General features: G+C 66.8%; 14 protein-coding genes. 6 read left to right on the top strand and 8 right to left on the bottom strand.

The window, feature by feature from the left end; all coding sequences use genetic code 11:
* Both ABTZ89_RS21995 and ABTZ89_RS21990 read right to left on the bottom strand, forming a co-directional pair.
* Positions 1 to 150: ATPase domain-containing protein (locus tag ABTZ89_RS21995; protein WP_351047624.1), on the bottom strand; the 150-nt coding region annotated here is incomplete at its 3' end.
* 3 nt (positions 151 to 153) lie between these two features.
* Positions 154 to 426 carry a circadian clock KaiB family protein gene (locus ABTZ89_RS21990; protein ID WP_351047618.1) on the bottom strand — a complete coding sequence of 91 codons (273 nt, stop codon included), beginning with the start codon at positions 424 to 426 and terminating at the stop codon, positions 154 to 156.
* A gap of 408 nt (positions 427 to 834) precedes the next feature.
* On the opposite strand from ABTZ89_RS21990, the gene ABTZ89_RS21985 reads away from it, so the two are divergent.
* On the top strand, positions 835 to 1,536 hold the full coding sequence (locus tag ABTZ89_RS21985) for an SDR family NAD(P)-dependent oxidoreductase (RefSeq protein WP_351047621.1): 702 nt from the start codon (positions 835 to 837) through the stop codon (positions 1,534 to 1,536).
* Between the two features lie 400 nt (positions 1,537 to 1,936).
* Here ABTZ89_RS21985 and ABTZ89_RS21980 read toward each other — a convergent pair whose 3' ends face one another.
* The 3 genes from ABTZ89_RS21980 to ABTZ89_RS21970 all read right to left on the bottom strand — a co-directional run bounded on the left by ABTZ89_RS21980 (position 1,937) and on the right by ABTZ89_RS21970 (position 3,299).
* The gene (locus ABTZ89_RS21980; protein WP_351047615.1) at positions 1,937 to 2,299 is read right to left on the bottom strand and encodes an MMPL family transporter; all 363 of its coding nucleotides are present in this window, start codon (positions 2,297 to 2,299) and stop codon (positions 1,937 to 1,939) included.
* 151 nt (positions 2,300 to 2,450) lie between these two features.
* On the bottom strand, positions 2,451 to 2,969 hold the full coding sequence (locus ABTZ89_RS21975) for a recombinase zinc ribbon domain-containing protein (RefSeq protein WP_351047612.1): 519 nt from the start codon (positions 2,967 to 2,969) through the stop codon (positions 2,451 to 2,453).
* A 93-nt stretch (positions 2,970 to 3,062) separates the two neighbouring features.
* Positions 3,063 to 3,299, bottom strand: a complete 237-nt coding sequence (locus tag ABTZ89_RS21970; RefSeq protein ID WP_502949579.1) for a recombinase family protein — start codon at positions 3,297 to 3,299, stop codon at positions 3,063 to 3,065.
* A 497-nt stretch (positions 3,300 to 3,796) separates the two neighbouring features.
* Here ABTZ89_RS21970 and ABTZ89_RS21965 point away from each other — a divergent pair, with 497 nt between their 5' ends.
* Both ABTZ89_RS21965 and ABTZ89_RS21960 read left to right on the top strand, forming a co-directional pair.
* Complete coding sequence (locus ABTZ89_RS21965; RefSeq protein ID WP_270948242.1) at positions 3,797 to 5,083, top strand: MFS transporter; 1,287 nt, start codon at positions 3,797 to 3,799, stop codon at positions 5,081 to 5,083.
* Positions 5,080 to 6,699: an amidohydrolase gene (locus tag ABTZ89_RS21960; protein ID WP_351047606.1), complete on the top strand. Its 1,620-nt coding sequence runs from the start codon at positions 5,080 to 5,082 to the stop codon at positions 6,697 to 6,699. The genes ABTZ89_RS21965 and ABTZ89_RS21960 overlap by 4 nt, the downstream gene beginning before the upstream one ends.
* Before the next feature lie 94 nt (positions 6,700 to 6,793).
* Here ABTZ89_RS21960 and sucD read toward each other — a convergent pair whose 3' ends face one another.
* From sucD to sauS, 3 genes are read right to left on the bottom strand one after another with little or no spacing between them, the layout of a single operon-like run.
* The gene (gene sucD / locus ABTZ89_RS21955) at positions 6,794 to 7,699 is read right to left on the bottom strand and encodes a succinate--CoA ligase subunit alpha (RefSeq protein ID WP_351047604.1); all 906 of its coding nucleotides are present in this window, start codon (positions 7,697 to 7,699) and stop codon (positions 6,794 to 6,796) included.
* Entirely contained in the window at positions 7,699 to 8,850 is a 1,152-nt protein-coding gene (locus ABTZ89_RS21950) for a succinate--CoA ligase subunit beta (RefSeq protein WP_351047601.1), read from the bottom strand. Before ABTZ89_RS21950 ends, sucD begins: the two co-directional genes overlap by 1 nt.
* Positions 8,851 to 8,853: 3 nt before the next feature.
* On the bottom strand, positions 8,854 to 10,263 hold the full coding sequence (gene sauS, locus ABTZ89_RS21945) for an acylating sulfoacetaldehyde dehydrogenase (RefSeq protein ID WP_351047599.1): 1,410 nt from the start codon (positions 10,261 to 10,263) through the stop codon (positions 8,854 to 8,856).
* 374 nt (positions 10,264 to 10,637) lie between these two features.
* Here sauS and ABTZ89_RS21940 point away from each other — a divergent pair, with 374 nt between their 5' ends.
* The 3 genes from ABTZ89_RS21940 to ABTZ89_RS21930 form a co-directional block, all read left to right on the top strand.
* Positions 10,638 to 11,993, top strand: a complete 1,356-nt coding sequence (locus tag ABTZ89_RS21940) for an MFS transporter (protein ID WP_351047597.1) — start codon at positions 10,638 to 10,640, stop codon at positions 11,991 to 11,993.
* Positions 11,994 to 12,150: 157 nt separating this feature from the next.
* A complete protein-coding gene (locus tag ABTZ89_RS21935; RefSeq protein ID WP_270948248.1) occupies positions 12,151 to 13,692 on the top strand; it encodes a 4Fe-4S dicluster domain-containing protein in 1,542 nt (513 codons plus the stop codon).
* Between the two features lie 19 nt (positions 13,693 to 13,711).
* A partial coding sequence (locus ABTZ89_RS21930; protein WP_351047595.1) for a molybdopterin-dependent oxidoreductase occupies positions 13,712 to 16,011 on the top strand: 2,300 nt, incomplete at its 3' end.

Below are 16,011 nucleotides of genomic sequence, written 5' to 3'. Positions count from 1 at the left end.
GGCGAGGACCTCAACGGCGAACAACGTCTTGCCGCTGCCGGTCGTGCCGGTCACGAGCGTGGACCGCTCAGCGGGAAGCCCGCCCAGCGCGACCTGGTCGAAGCCGCTGATACCGGTGGTGATCCGCTCGATCTCGTCGCTGCCGGTCACGGGTCACCGCCTTTCCGAAGGCAACGCGTCCGCCTCCGGGAGGCCGAGGGCCGCGGCGGCGCGGCTGTGATCGGACAGATCCCCGATCACCCGCCTTTGCGGCAGCGGTGCGAGCCTGACCACCGTGGGCGTGGCCAGGATTCGTTCCTCCGCCGCCACGTCCGGGCGTTCGGCGGCGTCGATGACCTCGAGTTCGTAGCGACCGGGAACCATGGACTCACACAGCAACCGCAGGTTCGCCACCGCAGCCTGGGACCGCTCCGTCTGCCCCGCCACGTACAACCTGAATGAGTACATAGTCACCCGAACAAGCACGTCCGCCCCACACCGAACCCCCAACCGGGCTGCACCCCGTTTGTACCCTCGAGCGGTCCACCTTGCCCGTCCACGATGCGGCCCGGTTACGGCTCTGCAGGCCTTCGCCCGCGTCCTCGCGCAGACCAGGTAACACCGCAGCGAACGGATGTAAATGCCCGGTGCACTGAGCTGCGCGGGAACCTCGACGTCCCTAGCCTGATCCCTTGGAACGCCGAGCCCCAGGAGAAGATCTGTGGTGGGAGCGTCTGTGACCGCAACTCGGCCGAGCATCGTTGCACCGGGTCGCGGTCCCACTGCTTGAGGCGGTCACGGCGCCGCACGGCCCGGACCGCTATCTCGAGCTGACTCGCTTGTGGCGGAACAGACCTGGTATTGGTCGCCCGTAACCGTGAGCGACTGCAAGTTCTCGCCGAACGCCTCCAGCGTGAACACAACATCGAGGTCCAAGTCGCTGCGGCCGACCTGAGCAACCCGGACGATATCGTCGAGATCGCGCAAAAAATCGGAAACCAATGGCCACTGGACCTTCTGATCAACAATGCCAGTATCGGATCAGTGGGGCTCTTCCACCGCCAGCCAGTGGCCGCCGAGACCGCCCAGATCGAGCTCAACGTCGTAGCCCTGGTCCAACTCACTCATGCGGTTGTTCCCCACATGGTAGCGGCGGGGCACGGCACAATCATGAATCTGTCGTCGCTCTCCGCGTTGCCGCCCTCCCCGTGCAGTGCGATCTACGGAGCGACAAAAGCTTTTGTGACCAGCTTTTCGGAATCTCTCCACACCGAGCTCAGCGATACGGGCGTAACTGTCACGGCGGTGATGCCCGGTGCCGTCCGCACAGAATTTCAACAGCGGGTCGGCGAGCACGCTTTCGACAAAGTGCCCGAGCGTGCCTGGATGAGTGCGGACGCGGTAGCGGTGAGCGCATTGAGCGCCGCCGCCCGCGGCGACGCCCTCCACATACCCGGACGCAAATACCAAGCCGTGGCTGCGGCAGCCCACCTGATGCCCCGCGCACTACTGCGCACACTTGCTCGCCGCACAGCGCCTGGCCAGACCAGCATCTGACTCCGGCGTCACCCTATGGATGAGCCGCTGCATTTCCGAAAAATAGGTAAGCACACCTATTCTGCTGTAGAGATTTCGCCGGGGAGCGTCGGGATGATCAAGTCCTGATCGACCACGTCGCCACGAGGAGTTTGGGCTTGACCCGGTAAGATGGAGCGCGAAGGCGTCGTCTCGATCGATCGCGACAAGCAGATTTCCGAACTGGTCACGGCGAGTCGCTGATCTGCGGACGGCTGCGCCGCAAGCAGCGGAACGACACCACGACACCGGTGGCGGCACACTCGTAAACGAAATCACGATCACCTGCATTTCATTGACGACTGATCGGGCCAGTTCGGCACGGCTTTCCCCGCTGACGTCGGCTGCCATGTTGCGTTGGTTGCGTGCGGATTCGCCGAGGTCATTGGGGCATAACCATTTCCAGTACATTGTGAGCACGGGTATCCACAGTGTCGGTTGAAACCGTGGACACCCGTGACTGGTTCCGGAGCTCAGACTCGCTGCGTCGGCGGTTGTCGGTGGGGGCGGCGAGCGGGATCTTGTGCGTCAGCTTGTCTCCCTCGACGTCGAGGTCGGGCACGAGGCGGTCCAGCCACCCGGGGATCCACCATGCCTTTTCTTTCACGAGTGCCATCGTGGCCGGGATGAATGTCATGCGGATGACGAATGCGTCGATGACGATACCCAGCGCCAGCGCGAAGCCCAGCTGCACGATCATGGGCTGAGCGTTGAAGATGAACCCGGCGAAGAGGCGCGAACGCACACCAACCAGGCGCCCTCACCGCCGACCCGCACTCGAGCTACCGCCTGCCAGGCACAGCACCGCAGGCTCGAACAAGGTGGGGATTTGGTTCAGGTCCGTCCTCGGACACTCTCTTACCCCACGGGTTTTCTGACTCGGAGGCTAGCACTCCTCACTTCTGGTAGCGGCGTTCTTTCTTCTGACGCTCGACGGTGGAGTCCGTCTCGAACGCGGAAGGGTTCTCGCCGGGCGAGGCGATCAGCTCGGGAGCTGGACAGCCTGGTATCCGCCTGAGATGCCGGCCCGCATGACCGCACACGATCTCCAGTCCTACACGGCGGAGATGGTCACCAACTTCTTCCCCCGCCTCATCGTCGGGTGGTTCCCCGCGTTGCTGACGGAGCAGGCCGGGTAAAGCATCGCGAAGATGATCCTCGCGAACGTACACGGTGCGGGGCACCGGACTCGGCCGCGGTAGAGCGGCCTTGTAGCCGTGGCGGCAGCGATACCCGGCACGACCATGCACCCAGTGCGCATCCATCCGACGGTCGCACTCCCCACACACCACCAGATCAGCCAACTCGTACGTGCGAGCCTCGCCGTCCTTGGTCGCCCGGACCGCACGGATCCGTTGCACGTCGAGGAACGTGGACCCTTCGACCAACGCCGGATGCGACCGCTCCTCGGACACTTCCCACTCCTGCACCGCATTCCGCCGCACTACCCCTGAGCCTCGGACACCTGCGCGTCCCCCGGCGCCGTGGCCCTTCGTGGAGTGCCGGTTTCAGACCTGCCGGCCCGTGTAGCGCGGATTCTCCAAAATCAGCGCAATAGTGCGGGCAATCCACCCCTTACCCGGGCGATGTGTGTTCCGAGCCTGGTCCACATCGGCCGGACACGGCACGCCACGCCCATTGAGCTCCCGCGCCAACGACGCCACCGACCGACCACGCGCCCGCTCGGCGAACATCCACCGTACCCACGCCGCCGTTGCCCGGGTCCGGCTCCAGCACGTGCACACACGGAGATCATTCCTTTGAGTTCCCGATCAATTGTCCGAATACCGTGGTGTGGACCGCAATGTCTTTGATCGACGCGGGATCGACGTCGTACGGGTCTTCCGCCAGCACGGTGAAGCCAGGGGCTCTCACTAGGCGGGGAATGGGGTAACGCTGTCGCGCTGCTGGTCGAGCACGCGCCTCCTGGGCGCTGCGGCTTCTACGGTGGTTGGGTGCAGCTCCCTCGCCGGTTGATCCCGCGCCAAGCGAGAACCCGCCTACGTTCACAGCTCCAACACCACCTGCGGCTACGAGTCCGAACGAAGGGCTCCTGCAACTGTCCGCGGGACTGGACCCATCGAGCGGGCTCGAACTGGATCTGGCCAGCCGAGGAATCCGCACGAAAACTAACAATGTCTGTTACCTGCATCACTCATCTCGCCCGTAAGGAGCGTCGAGCATGGTGAGCGAGAGAAGTACGGACGACGCCTCGCACCGCAGACGCATGTCGAGAGTGGCGATGGCGAGTCTCATCGGCACGACCATCGAGTGGTACGACTTCTTCCTGTACGGCACGATGGCAGCCCTCGTCTTCAGCCAGCTGTTCTTCACCGACCTCGACGCCGCCACCGGGACCATCGCGTCCTTCGCCACCTTCGCCGCCGGTTTCCTGGCCCGCCCGATAGGCGGGATCGCATTCGGCTACTTCGGGGACCGGGTGGGGCGGAAGACTTCTCTGATCGCGTCGCTGAGCTTGATGGGTGTCTCCACCTTCCTGATCGGAATCCTGCCCAGCTACAACACGATCGGCGCGCTGGCCCCGGTGTTGTTGTCGATTCTGCGGATGCTGCAGGGCTTCGCGCTCGGCGGTGAATGGGCTGGTGCTGCGGCACTCGCGACCGAGCACGCCGATGAACGCAAGCGCGGCTTCTACGGCGGATGGGTGCAGCTCGGGTCGACCGCGGGCGGTGTCCTGTCCACCGCGACCGTCCTCGTGCTCACCACCGTGCTGGACAAGCAATCGTTCCTCACTTGGGGTTGGCGAACACCCTTCCTGTTCAGCGCGATCCTCGTCATCGTCGGCATGTTCATCCGGCTGAAGGTGGAAGAAACGCCGGTCTTCCAGCAGATGCAGCAGGAAGGGCGCAGCCGTCGGATCCCGCTGGCAGCGGTCTTGCAGCGGCAGTGGAAAACCGTGCTGCTCATCATCGGCATGCACCTGGGCAACACCACGATCGCTTTTCTCACGAGCGTGTTCCTGCTGTCGTACGGAACCCAGCAGATCGGCATGGAATCGAACGTGGTCCTGATGGCGAAGTTCATCTCGGGTCTACTGCTGATGACTCTGGTGTCAATGCCGGTGGCCGCGCTCGGCGACCGCATCGGGCGGCGGCCGGTGTACCTAGCCGGAACGATCGGGTTGATGGTCACGGCGTTCCCGACGTTCTGGCTGTTCGACACCGGGAGCTTCCCGCTGGCCCTGCTGGCCATCACCCTGATCAGCCTGGCGAACGTGTTGATGTACCAGACCCAGGGCGCGTTCTTCACCGAGATCTTCGATCCCGAGGTCCGCTGCACCGGCGCTGCACTCGGCGTCCAGATCGCCACCGTGATCGGCGGCGGCACCGCACCGATCATCGCGACCTCGATGCTCGCGCTCAGCGGTGGCCACTCGTGGTCGATCGCCTGCTACCTGATCGTCATCGGACTGATCTCCACCGCATGCACGCTGCTGGTCAAGGAAAGCCGGCCCCTATCGTCGAGACAGCGGCACGAGGTCGCCGCGGAAAGTGTGAGCTCACGATGACCAGTGCCGACATCATCTTCACCGGTGGCACAGTGCTCACAGCGGACCGGAAGCGGCCCACCGCCGAAGCGGTCGCGGTGGCCGGGGATCGGATCCTCGCGATCGGCACCACCGCGGAAGTGCTGGCCCACCAGGGACCGAAATCCCGCACGATCGATCTCCGCGGCGGCTGCCTGATGCCCGGATTCGTCGAGGCGCACGGTCATCCGGTCCTGGACGGGATAGTGCGCAGCGGCGCCATGATTGACATCCGGCCGGTCACCGCGCCCACCGCGGCGGACGTCCTGGACCGGATCAAACGCGAGCTGGTCTCGGACGACGACCGGGTCGCGCACTTCTTCGGCTGGGACCCCCTCCTGCAGGAAGGGCTGGTAACTCCCGAGAAGGCGTGGATGGACGAGATGGCGCCAGATCGTCCGTTCATCATCACGCACAACTCCGGGCATGCGGTGTACTTCAACACCGCGGCAGCGCGGGTGGCAGGTGTCTCGAGCGCGACCGAGGACCCAACCGGTGGCAGCTTCGGGCGGGACGGCGATGGCGAGTTGACCGGCGTCGCGTACGAGAGCGCGGGCTGGCGCCTTCGCGCACTGACCGCGCACCGTCCGGACGAACTGATTCCGGTGCTGGCCACCGAGTTCGCCGCACTTTCGGCGGCCGGGGTCACGACGATCTCCGACATCGGCTTCGACCCCGCCCACCGCCCCGCCTTCGACCAGGCAGCGCGCAACGGCGTGCTGACCGCCCGAGTGCGGATGTACGAGAAGGCCGGGCCTGCTCTGCGCAGTGAAGTTCCGCTGGACAACGGCGATGACCTCGTCAAGCAGATCGGCATCAAGATCTGGTGCGACGGCTCTCCCTGGGTCGGCAACATCGCCACCAGCTTCCCGTACCTCAACACCCCGCAGACGACGGCGATGGGCCTCGGCTGCGATCATCGCGGGCACCCCAACTACACGCCGGAGCAGCTGCGGGAGATCAGCGAGGCCTACTTCGCCGCCGGCTGGCAGTTGGCCTGCCACGTGCATGGCGACGAAGGCGTGGACATGGTGCTCGACGTGTGGGAGGAACTGCTGGGGCGCCAACCGCGTCCGGACCACCGACTGCGCTTGGAGCACTGCGGAACGATGACGGCCGAGCAGTACGCCCGAGCGGCCCGAATCGGCGCAACGTGCAGCCTGTTCGTCGACCACCTGCACTACTGGGGTGACGTGCTCGTCGACGGGCTGTTCGGTCCGGAGCGCGGCGCGCGGTGGGCCGCGGCCGGCTCCGCGGTGTGGGCCGGACTCCGCATCTCGCTGCACAACGATCCCCCGGTCACGCCGGAAGAACCTCTGCGCAACATCGCAGTAGCGACAACACGGCAATCCAGCAGCGGTAGGGTGCTGGCACCTGAGGAGCGACTCACCGTTGACCAGGCGATCCGGGCGCAGACCATCGATCCGGCCTGGCAGCTGTTCTGCGACGACCAGGTGGGCTCCCTCGAACCGGGCAAGTACGCCGACCTCGTCGTGTTGTCCGCCGATCCGCATCGGGTACCGCCCCGGGAGATCGCCGGATTGGAGGTCCGGGCGACCTTCCTCGGTGGACGCCAAGTGCACGGCGAAGTCTTGTGACAGCCAGCGGGCGGAGATGACAAAGCTCCGGAGAACCAGCGATTCTCCGGAGCTTCTCGCCGGACCCACGCCGACGTCGCAGGACCGGGAGGAGTCAGGTGATCGGCGTGGTGGTGCGCAGGTCGGTCGCGGTTATTCCGTGGCCGATCAGTGCTTCGGACACCTGGCTGGGGAGGTCGAGCACGGTGGCACCCGCTTCGGCGAGTGCTCGGGCTTTCGACTCGCCGCTGCCCTTGCTGCCGGTCACGATCGCTCCGGCGTGTCCCATCCGCCGTCCCGGTGGCGCGCTTCGCCCAGCGATGAAGGCAACCACCGGTTTTGTCATGGTGGTGATGTATTCGGCGGCTTCCTCTTCCATCGTCCCGCCGATCTCACCGACCAGCACCACCGCGCGAGTGCGCGGGTCGGTTTGAAGGGTCCGCAGCGCGTCGGTCGTGGTGGTGCCGAGGATCGGGTCTCCTCCGATGCCGATGAACGCCGACTGGCCGTATCCCGCCGAGACGAGGTTGAGCGCGAGCAGCGTGCCGAGGCTGCCGCTGCGCGAGATCACCCCGATGTCGCCGGGTTGGAAGATGTTCGCGGCGAAGCCGGGCATGATGCCGACGGCCGTCTCCCCTGGCAGCACCAGGCCCGCCGTGTTCGGGCCGAGCACCTGGGTGCCGTGCTCGGCGGCCTCGGCGAGCACCCGCATCACGTCCTGGTACGGGATGTGCTCGGTGAGGATGACCAGCTTGCGCACGCCTGCGTGGATCGCATCCAGCGCCGCGGCGCGTGCCCCCATCGGCGGCACGAACAGCACGCTTGCGGCTACCTCGTGTTGCGCGACCGCGTCGGAAACCGCGTCGTAGACCGGGATTCCGTTGACGTTCCGGCCACCCTTGCCGGGGCTGGCACCGGCGACGATCCGGGTGCCGGACTCGACCATCCGCTCGGACCAGAACGTGCCCTGCTTGCCGGTGATGCCTTGGACCAGCACGCCTTCGTGCTTGCGGACGAGCATCAGTTCATCACCTCGCGCTGTTCACCGGCCGCCGCGACCGCCGCGCGCACCGCGTCGTCCATCCTGTCGAAAGGGGTCGCTCCCAGGCGTTCCCGGACGAGCGCCACGGCCTCGTCCTCGCCGGTACCGTGGATGGTGAAGAACACCGGAATCCGGGGCTTGAGTTCTTCCCACGCCGCAACGACTCCTTCGGCCATGACGTCGGTGCGCGCGAACGCACCGCAGAAGTTGACCACGAGGCTGCGCACGCGGGGGTTGGACAGGACCAGGCGAAGCGCGGGAGTCGCCTTGGTGTAGGCGTCCCCGCCGATCTCCAGGAAGTTCGCCGCCCGCCCGCCGTAGTGCCGGACGGCATCCACTGTGGTCATGGTCAGACCGGCTCCGTTGGCCAGCACTCCGACGTCGCCGTCGAGCTCCATGTACTGCAGGCCGAGTTGCTTTCCCTCGCGCTCCAGGTCGGTGCCCGGGTCCTGCCCTGTCATCCCGAGTCCCGACAGCAGTTCGGCATGCCGCGGGATCGCTGCCGGGTCCAGCGAAACCTTGCTGTCCAGCGCGATGACGCGCCCGTCCGCGCCGACCGCGAGCGGGTTGATCTCGACCAGCGTCGCGTCGACGTCCCGGTAGAGCCGATATGCGGCCAGCAGCGTGGTCACCACCTGGTCCACGACCTCATCGGCCAGCCCCGGGACCGCGACAAGCCCGCGAACGGCCTCGGCGGTCAGCCCGACGCGGATGTCCACTGCCAGGGATCGGATCGCGCCCGGTTCGACTTCCTCGACGTCCATCCCGCCCTGGTCCGAGAACAGCACGAGCGGACCTTTGCTGTTCGGGTCGTTGAGGATGGCGGCGTACAGTTCGGACCGGATGTCGACGCATTCCTCGACGAGCAACTCGTGCACGACATGGCCGCCGATGTCCGCGCCGAGCAGGCGCTGCGCGACCTCTCCTGCTTCGGCTCCGCCTGCGGCGAAGTCGATTCCGCCGAGCTTGCCGCGTTTGCCGGTCGGTACCTGGCTTTTCAGCACCACCTTGCCGCCGATCGCGGCTGCGGCTCGTTGCGCTGCGGCCGGATCCGACACGAGCGCGCTGCGGGGTACCGCTACCCCGGCCTCGCCGACCAGCTGTTTTCCTTCGTATTCCAGCAGATCCATCGCTCACCGCCCGTGCTTCCGGAAGTATTCGCCCCACAACTGCTCTTCGTCCGGCTCCCGCGGCGGGATGGTGGTGGCCAACCGGGTGATGTTGAGGAAGTGCCGGTACGAAAGGTTCTCGCTGATGCTGTTGCCGGCCCACGTCCCTGCGCCCATCGTGAGGGTGAAGCCGAGACCGTTGTCGAACCCGCCGCCGGTGCCGAAGCAGTGGGCCTGGTTGACCAGCACGCGCGCCACCCGGAGCCGCTCAGCCACGTATCGCGCGTTCTGCTGGTCAGCGGTGTGGATGCCGCAAGAGTGCCCGGCTCCCTGGTGGTCCAGAAGGTGTTGGATCCGCTCCACGGCGACCGGCAGTTCCGCGTAGCGGTACACCGTGAGGACCACAGACAACTTCTCGCCGCTGAACGGGAATTCTGGACCGACACCGTCCTCTTCGACCATGAAGAACTCCGCTTTCCGAGCCCCTGGAGCATCCAGCCCGGCCAACGCGGCGATCTTCTCGGGCGCCTGCGCCGTGACCGCGGGGCTGAGTTTGCCGCCGGGCCACATCACGGCTTCCAATCTGGCCTTTTCCTCTGCCGTCAACAGGTAGCCGCCCTGCTCGCGCAGTGCGGCGATGGCTTCGTCGTAGACGGCGTCGTGGATGTGCACGGAATTCTCGGACGAGCAGCTCGTCGCATAGTCGAAAGTCTTGCTGCGCTTGATCTTCTCGGCCGCGTCGGCGACATCGGCATCGGAGTGCACCAGCACCGGCGCGTTGCCCGCACCCACCCCGATCGCAGGCGTGCCGCTGCTGTACGCCTGCCGCACGTTTCGCTGCGAGCCGGTGACGACCACGAAGTCCGTCTGGCGCATCAGTTCGTAGGTCTTGTCCTTGTCCGGGACTTCGATGAACTGCACCAGATCGCGCGGCGCACCGATCCTGTCGAACTCGGCGTGGATGTAGTCCACCAGCAATCGACAGGTGCTCGCGCCTTTCGGCGATGGGGAAAGGATGACGGCATTGCGGCCCTTCATCACCATCATCGTCTTGTTGGCCGGGGTCGCCGCCGGGTTGGTGGACGGGCAGATCGCGGCGACGACGCCGACCGGCTTGGCGTATTCGGTGATGCCCTTGTCCGGGTCGCGATCGATCACCCCGACCGACGGTGCGCCGGTGAGGTCCCGCAGCGTACCGATCGTTTTGCGCTGGTTCTTGGCGATCTTGTCCTCGACACGACCCAGCCCGGTGTCGGCGACGGCGAGCTCGGCCAGCTGCCGGGCCCGTTCGGGCTGGTAGATCGCCCACGCCACGGCGGCGACGACATCGTCGACCCGCCCCTGGTCGTAGGTTTCGAAGGTGCGCTGCGCGGTTCGGGCTCGCGCAACCACTTCCGCGATGGCGTCGTGGACGGACGACGAACTCTCGGACATGTCGGTGTCCTCCCTGGTGGTGCGTCAGCGAACGCAGCCATGCCGGGTCGACGACGGCGCCGATCGGCACTTTCACAATATGAGAGCCGATGCCAACTGAACGTACGAGCCAGACGGAACAGAGTCAACGGGCCCACCGCCGTCTCGGCGATGTGACCGTTGACACAGCTCCGGCCCATCGATACCGTAATGCGGCATTCCATTCCAATTATTGGAATAGCGCTTTCGGCGCCATCGAAGTACGCGACCCCGGCTCCAGGCCCTGAACCCCGGTGCAGCCCGAGCCGGCAAAGCGCGTTCCCGAGCTGGACCTCATGCGCCGACCTCGCGTCGGCCGTCCCGTCGTACCCACGCCAGTCAAGGCGGTGTGATCAGTGGACTCCAAAGCCCGTTCCCGTCCGAAGTCCGTGCCCGCGCCGCCCACCGACCCCGGCCCGGTGGGCATGATCCGCACCCGCGTGCGCGGCCGAATCCTCCTGCTGCTGTGCGCGATGTACTTCCTCACCTACATCGACCGCGTCAACATCTCCACGGCCGCCCCGTTCATCCAGCACGACCTCGGCCTGTCGCACACCCAGCTGGGATTCGTGCTCTCGGCCTTCGCCGTGCCGTACGCGTTCTTCCAGGCGTTCGGTGGCTACCTGGCGGACCGCTTCGGACCGCGCGTCGTGCTCGGCGCCGCGGGTCTGGTGTGGGCGGTGTCCACCGTGCTCACCGGTTTCGCCGCCGGACTGGTCAGCCTTTTCGCCGCGCGCCTGGCGCTGGGTTTCGGCGAGGGCGCCTCGTTCCCCTCCGCGACGCACGCGATGACGAAATGGTTGCCGCCCCACCGCCGCGCGTACGGGCAGGGCATCACGCATGCGTTCTCCCGCATCGGCAACGCCATCGCGCCCACCGTCGTCGCCTTGATCATCGCTGTGCTGCACTGGCGAGCGTCGTTCTGGATCCTCGGCGCGGCCAGCGGAGTCTGGGTCGTCGTCTGGTGGCTGATGTACCGGAACCGGCCTGGTGACCATCCGAAGATCACCGAAGCCGAGCTCGCCGAACTCCCGCCCGAGCAACGGCGGGACGAACGGCCACCGGTGCCGTGGCGCGCACTGCTCAAGGCGATCCTGCCGGTAACCTTCGTGGACTTCTGCTACGGCTGGATGCTCTGGGTCTACCTGACGTGGATCCCCTCGTTCTTCGCCGGGAGCTACGGCCTGGAGCTGAAGAAGTTCGCCCTGTTCACCACCCTGGTGCTGATCGCAGGCGTGGTCGGTGACACCGCCGGCGGGTTGCTGTCCGACGCCCTGCTCAAGCGCACCGGTGAACTGCGGATCGCACGGAAGCTGGTGCTGTTCGTGGGCCTGCTCGGCTCGTTCATCTGCATCGTTCCGACGCTGCTGGTCAACGATCTCGTCCTGGTCACCAGCTTCCTGGCTCTGGCGTTCTTCTTCCTGGAGCTGACCAACCCGGTCCTGTGGTCCATCCCGATGGACATCGCACCGCACCACGCGGGGACCGCCGGCGGCCTGATGAACACCGGTTTCGGCCTGGCCGGCGTGGTCTCGCCGGTGATCTTCGGCTTCCTCGTCGACCAGACCGGCAGCTGGGTGGTGCCGTTCGCCGTGTCCGCCGGCCTGCTGGCCATCGGCTGCCTGGCCGCGCTGCGGCTGAACGTGAACGCGGCAGTGGGCGAACCCGGTGTCGTTCCCCACCAGCGCACCGGAGACTCAAAGATCATTTGATAACCCTGAACAACGGCCTTTGATGCCGATGCCAGCGCACCGATCTACGGTCTGAATCTGGACACGTTCTCGACGCCCAAAGGCATTGGAGCGCCGAACAGTCCTCGTTCGACCGACCGCGATTGCTTTCCACCCCCTGACCGGCGAGGAGGACGGCGTGCGTTACGGCTTCGCCATCGACCAGCGGACCTGCATCGGCTGCCACGCCTGCACCGTTGCGTGCAAGACCGAGCACGAAGTGCCGGTCGGCCAGTTCCGCACCTGGGTCAAGTACGTCGAGTCCGGCGAGTTCCCGGCCACTACCCGGGATTTCGGCGTGATGCGGTGCAACCACTGCACGGACGCGCCCTGCGTGCAGATCTGCCCGACGAAAGCGCTGTTCAAACGCGACGACGGGATCGTCGACTTCGACCGGGACCGCTGCATCGGTTGCAAGGGCTGCATGCAGGCCTGCCCGTACGACGCGATCTACATCGACGACGACACGCACACGGCCGCCAAGTGCAACTTCTGCGCCCACCGGGTCGATGAGGGGCTGGAGCCGGCGTGCGTCGTGGTGTGCCCGACCCACTCGATCTGGGTGGGTGATCTGGATGATCCCGGCAGCGGGATCGCCAAGCTCGTCAACGAGAATCCCGTCCAGGTGCGCGCGCCCGAGCAGAACACCGGGCCGAACGTCTTCTACCTCGGCGCCGACCGGGCCGTCCTGGATCCGCTGGCGGCGCCGACCGGCGAATCCTACATCTGGGCGCAGCCCGACGAACACCGCCGCGAGGCCTCGAAGGACCTGCCCGTCGACCCGGTCAGCCGGGCGCGCACCACGTTGAACACCGCGCACCCGCGGCCGTGGGGGTGGCGCGTGACCACCTACCTGTGGACCAAGGCGTTCGGCGCCGGTGCGCTGCTGGTCGCCGCGCTGGCGCGGTTCCTCGGCGTCGACCTCGGTTCGCTGGGGACGGTCGTGGCACCGGCGCTCGGCGTCGTGGGCGTGGCGGCCACCGGGGTTCTGCTGATCTGGGACTTGAAGCAGCCCAAGCGATTCCTGTACCTGCTGCTGAAACCCAATCCGACGTCGTGGCTGGTGTGGGGTGCGGTGGCGCTGGGGGTGTTCGCCGCCATCGCCGCTGCCTGGTTGTGCACCGGTGCGCTGGTCGAAGCAGGGGTCGTAACCGCAGGCACTGCCGACGCCGTGCTCGGACCGCTGGCCTGGGCCGCGGTACCGGCGGCGGCGCTGACCGCTGGGTACACCGGTTTCCTCTTCGGCCAGGCCGAAGGCCGCGACTTGTGGCAGTCGCCGCTGCTGTTCTGGCACCTCATCGTGCAGGCGGTGATGGTCGGCGCCGGTGCGCTGGTGCTCTTCGCGTTCGCCGCCCCGTCCGGCGCCGCGATCGCGCTCGTCGTCCGCGCCCTGGCCATCAGCGGCTTCCTGCACGTGGTGATGCTGCTGCTGGAGTACCTGGGCCGGCACCCGACCCGCAACTCCCAGGCCGCCGCGCACATGGTCACCCGCGGTCGTTATGCGCGCCTGTTCTGGGGCGGCGGAGTCGCGCCTGCCTCCCTCGCCGCGGTAGCGGCCGCGATCGGCTGGCAGGGCACGGCCGTGGTGCTTCCGGTGCTGGGCGGCGTCCTCGTCCAGGGCGCACTGCTGGCCTACGAGAGCGTGTTCGTGCGCGCCGCCCAAGACGTTCCGCTGTCCTGATTCCGGAGGGGAAACGCCCATGCACGACGAGCAACGAAGCCACGAACCGGTGCTGCCGGGCGCGCGGAACCACGAACACCTGCGCAACTTCCCCCCGGTGTCCACCTGGGACGACCACGTCGAGTACGACGCGAAGGCGCATCCGCGGAAAGTGCCCCACTCGTACACGCTGGTGCCCACGACCTGCTTCAACTGCGAGAGTGCCTGCGGCCTGCTCGCCTACGTCGACAAGGACGATCTGTCCATCAAGAAGCTGGAGGGCAATCCGGCGCATCCCGGCTCACGCGGCCGCAACTGCGCCAAGGGGCCGGCGACGATCAACCAGCTCAACGACCCGGAACGGATCCTGCACCCGCTCAAACGCAGCGGCGACCGCGGCGGCGGGCAGTGGCAGCGGGTCAGCTGGGACGAGGCGCTCGACGACATCGCCACCCGGATTCGCCAGGCAATCGTCGAGAACCGCCATGAAGAGGTGATGTACCACGTCGGGCGTCCCGGCGAGGACGGTTTCGCCGAGCGGTTCCTGAACGCCTGGGGCGTCGACGGGCACAACAGCCACACCAACATCTGCTCGTCCGGCGCGCGGTTCGGCATGACGCTGTGGGCCGGATACGACCGCCCGTCGCCGGACTACGCCAACGCCAACGTGATCCTGCTGCTGTCCTCGCACCTGGAAACCGGGCACTACTTCAACCCGCACGCCCAGCGGATCGTGGAGGGCAAGCAGGGCGGCGCGAAGCTGATCGTGCTCGATCCTCGGATGTCCAACACCGCGTCGCACGCCGACACCTGGCTGGCGCCGTGGCCGGGCAGCGAAGCCGCCATCCTGCTGGCGATCGCCTCGCACCTGCTGCGCACCCGCCAGATCGACGAGGCATTCCTACGACGCTGGTTCAACTGGAAAACCTACCTGCGCGAACTGCACCCCGACGCGCCGTCGGACTTCGGCACCTTCCTCGACCGCCTGGAGTCCGACTACGCCGACTACACCTTCGAGTTCGCCGCCCAGGAGGCGCGGGTCCCGGCCAACAAGATCGCCGAAGTGGCCGAGACGGTGGCCGCGTGCGGCGGCCGGCTGGCTTCACACGTCTGGCGTTCGGCGTGCGCCGGAAACCTCGGCGGCTGGCAGGTCGCCCGCGCGCTGTGGTTCGTACTCGCACTGACCGGCAGCATCGGCGCGAAGGGCGGCACGAGCCCCAACGGCTGGAACAAGCTCATCCCGCACGGGCCGGCGATGCCCGCGCCGCACGACCACTGGAACGAGCTGACCTGGCCGCGCGAATACCCGTTGTCCACCAACGAGATGTCCATCCTGCTGCCGCACTTCCTGGCCGAGGGCCGTGGTCGCCTGGAGGTGTACTTCTCCCGCGTCTACAACCCGATCTGGACCAACCCGGACGGCTTCACCTGGATGCAGCAGCTCACCGACCCGGACAAGGTCGGGCTGCACGTCGCGCTGACACCGACCTGGTCGGAGACCGCGGAGTTCGCCGACTACGTGCTGCCCATGGGCCACGGCGCGGAGCGCCACGACACGCACTCCTACGAAACCCACGCCGGCCGGTGGCTCGGTTTCCGCCAACCGGTGCGCCGGGTCGCGATGGACCGGCTCGGCCGCGACTACACCGACACCCGCGACACCAACCCCGGCGAGGTGTGGGAGGAGAACGAGTTCTGGTTCGAGCTGTCCTGGCGCATCGATCCGGACAACGCGCTGGGCATCCGCAAGCACTTCGAGTCGCCGTACCGGCCGGGCGAGAAGATCACCGTCGACGAGTACTACCGGTGGATGTTCGAGAACCAGGTTCCGGGACTGCCGGAGAAGGCCGCCGAGCAGGGATTGACGCCGCTGGAGTACATGCGCCGCTACGGCGTCGTGGAGATCGACCACGACGTCTACCGCCAGGACGAGCGGGAACTCACCGAGGCCGAGTTGAAGGGTGCGCAAGCCGACGCGGAAGGGGTGCTCCGGCGGCCGGTGACGCTGGATTCGGCGCCACCGGTGGTCGGCGAAGCCGGGTCCGTCGGCGTGCGACACGACGACGGATCGGTCACCGCCGGCTGGCTCACCCCGTCGCGCAAGCTCGAGGTGTACTCGACGCCGATGCGCGACTGGGGTTGGCCCGAGCACGCCACCCCGGGATACATCCGGTCCCACGTCGCCCAGAGCGAGGTCGACACCGCCGCCGGTGAACTCGTGCTGGTGCCTACCTTCCGGCTGCCGACGCTGATCCACACCCGGTCCGGGAACGCCAAGTACCTGAACGAGATCAGCAACACCCACCCGCTGTGGTTGAACTCCATCGATGCCGAGCGCCA

The organism is Saccharopolyspora sp. NPDC002686, from assembly GCF_040295745.1.
GTDB lineage: Bacteria > Actinomycetota > Actinomycetes > Mycobacteriales > Pseudonocardiaceae > Saccharopolyspora > Saccharopolyspora oryzae.
The sequence above is the reverse complement of the archived record's forward strand: the minus strand, read 5'-3'. Positions and strand labels throughout refer to the sequence as shown.